Source organism: Clostridium sp. YIM B02555 (assembly GCF_022320955.1).
Classification (GTDB): Bacteria; Bacillota; Clostridia; order Clostridiales; family Clostridiaceae; genus Clostridium; species Clostridium saccharoperbutylacetonicum.
Map to the genome: position 1 here is coordinate 1 of NZ_JAKJJY010000054.1, position 2,925 is coordinate 2,925.

1 protein-coding gene is annotated in these 2,925 nt (G+C 27.4%); it reads right to left on the reverse strand.

Going from position 1 to position 2,925, the window contains the following annotated elements; all coding sequences use genetic code 11:
- Nucleotides 1–315: 315 nt before the first annotated feature.
- A complete protein-coding gene (locus L3B98_RS28765; RefSeq protein WP_238919214.1) occupies nt 316–2,397 on the reverse strand; it encodes a YcdB/YcdC domain-containing protein in 2,082 nt (693 codons plus the stop codon).
- Between the last annotated feature and the right edge of the window lie 528 nt (nt 2,398–2,925).

A 2,925-nucleotide genomic window follows, 5' to 3' on the forward strand; every position in this document is an offset into this window, starting at 1 on the left:
AGTTATCTTTATAACTTTCATCAATCAATTCGTTTTTAGTTGTTTACGCATCTCAGCGACGTGTTTTATCTTAACATCTCTATTCTATCAATATTTCTACAAATCTAGTCTTTAACATCATTTACATTAATATTTCTCAATAATACTCTATTTTATTCATTTATATGCATATTGATACACTTGGAAATGTTGACTTCTATTTATTTTATCTATCGGCATAAAGTGACTTATAAGCACGAAAAAAAGATTCAAAGCTTTTTACTTCAAATCTTTTTTCTTAAACTACTCTACTAATTTATGAAGTTTAATTGTAATTCAACTCTTATTTGATAAGTTAATTAGATTGTACACAATAACTGCTGCATCAGCATTACTTAAATTGTGGTTTTGATCAAAATTACCATTGGTTCCTGCAATGACTTTAAGCGAATAACATATTGCTGCATATCCTTTATACTTATCATCTATGTTATCCTTAAATGGATTATTAAATATCTCTGAATGCAATGCAATTTTTTCATAGCCTAAATATCTTGTAGCAAATTTGGCTGCCTCTCCATTTGAAACTATTGAATTTGGAGCCTTCTCTTCTTTTTTTATTATCCCGTTCTGTACTAGCATATCATAAAATTCATCATCAGTATTATAACTATTTCTTACTGGTGAATATAAGTACTTAAAGAAATCAATTTGAGTTATATTGTTGTCAGGATTAAATTTTCCTTGATTAATATAATACCCATTGTCTAAAAGTTCCTTAACAATTTTTTCAGACCAATGTCCTTTTATATCTGTATATTCTGGTAACTTATTTTCTTTATAAGCTTTTCCAGTGTAATCCAACCTTACTCCACTTATAGGATCAATAATAATTTCTCCATTATTATCTTTAAAATTATAAACTAAACCAATTACGTTCTTATCTAATCTTGCATACTCTAATTGAAACCCTTCTAATTGTTTAAATATATTAAAAGCTGCTTCTTTATTCATTGCTTGATTAACAGCTGGGAATGAAACATTGTCATACCATCTATTATTATATCCAATTACTTTTCCACTAGCATTATCTACTTCAACATTTAAGGAATTATTTGAAAACTCAATTCCATTTACTTGACGTATATAATTAAAGGAAAAAGTTTTTTCTTCATTAGTCGTAGCAATTTTTAATATAGGTTCTTTTATATCTTCTAATTTTGTTTGATTAAATTTATCACTTACATTTTTTCTCAAGAAAGCTTCCGCTGTATTTTGTCCTTGTGCTTTAGATATTTTATCTCCTTTAACATTATTGTCTTTGTAATAACTAAAATTTATTATTTCTCCTGATTTTGCATCAACTTCTCCATACGCTCCGTCAATAGAGATATTCCATATATATTTATCATTAATAATATCTTTATTTAAAGAGGCATCTTTCAATTTCATATCAGAAGTGACTATATCAAATGTTTCTCTAAGAATATTTTCAGCCTTTTCTTTTGTAATAAGATTTCTCACACTATTAACTGCATCAATTTCTTCCTTAGTTAATTCTGGTTTTGATTTAACTACACTTTTATCTGCAGTTACGCCATTTGCAAGATCTTTCATATTATAAATCGGATCATCTTTATAAAGAGATACAACTTGTCCTGTTTTTCCATCAATAGCCTTATTCTTATTTTCATTAATAGAATAACCTGCAAATATATTCATTTTATTTTTACTATAATCATAATAAGAATAATATTTTAACTTAACTCCTAATTTTTCTACATACCCTTTTTCTGCCTCAGAAATTTGGATAATTCCATCTTTATTTGGGTATTGAATTCCTCTTCCTTCAGGACTTCCTCCATTATATGAAGTTACTTCGCCAGTATATTTATTTACTCCTATGTTTACATTAATAAAATTAACTGGTACTTCATTCACAAATCTTTGATACTTAAAATAATACTCTTCATTTGAATATGTATTTGAATCATCTTCAACTTTTTTCATTTGGCTTGAATAATTAGGAACTACTTTATTTAAAAATTCTTCTGCTGAAGCTTGTGCTTTCTCCTTTGTAACTTTAGCTAATCCATTAGAATTTTCATTGTCATTATATCTATTATATTCATATAAGAACCCATCTTCATCAACAGATGCCGATATAAAACCACTTTTATCTTCTTTTTGCCTCCAATTCAACCTCCAAACTCTAACTTTACCATTACTTGTATCGCGTTCCTCTGAACTACTTTTAAAATCCGTATAATTATCAGGAACAGTAATTATATTTTTTGCTGCAACAATTGCCTTTTCTAACCCTTTTCCATCTTCCTCAGCAGCAAATGTAGGCAAGGAAATTGTTGATAATAATAAACAAACTATCAAAAATAAATTAATAATTCTTTTCTTTTTCATAAATAACCTCATTCCTTTCAATCTATCATTATTTATATTTAAATTTATTATCTTTCTATATACAATACAATCCAACTTAAGAAAATGTTGCACAAAATCAAAAATATTTTTTATATCTTCATATTATCTTATTTCATTTCATTAGAAAATTAAAATTTGCAATTTTTTTACTTTAACATTAAATGGTAGATATAGATATCCAAATGAATAATCAAACTTATAAATGGACTATGTATACACTCTTGAGAAATCAAAATTACTAAACTACACTAGAAATATGATACATTTTTTTTCTGGAGCAGGCATGTGAAATTAAGCTGTTGAAGGGTATTAAGCAGAGAACCCAAATCTATGATTTGGTGTGAATCGCTTACTCAGCGAACGAATGTGAGTCGAGTTTCCCCTACGGCTTGTTTCATTTTTAGCTTGTCCAAAAGTGAATGTCCAAAAAGTAATGAAGTTGTCAACTAAAAGTAGACAGAAAAAAGGCATGTTTAACCAAACCCTTGTTCAATCTTAAATTGAACA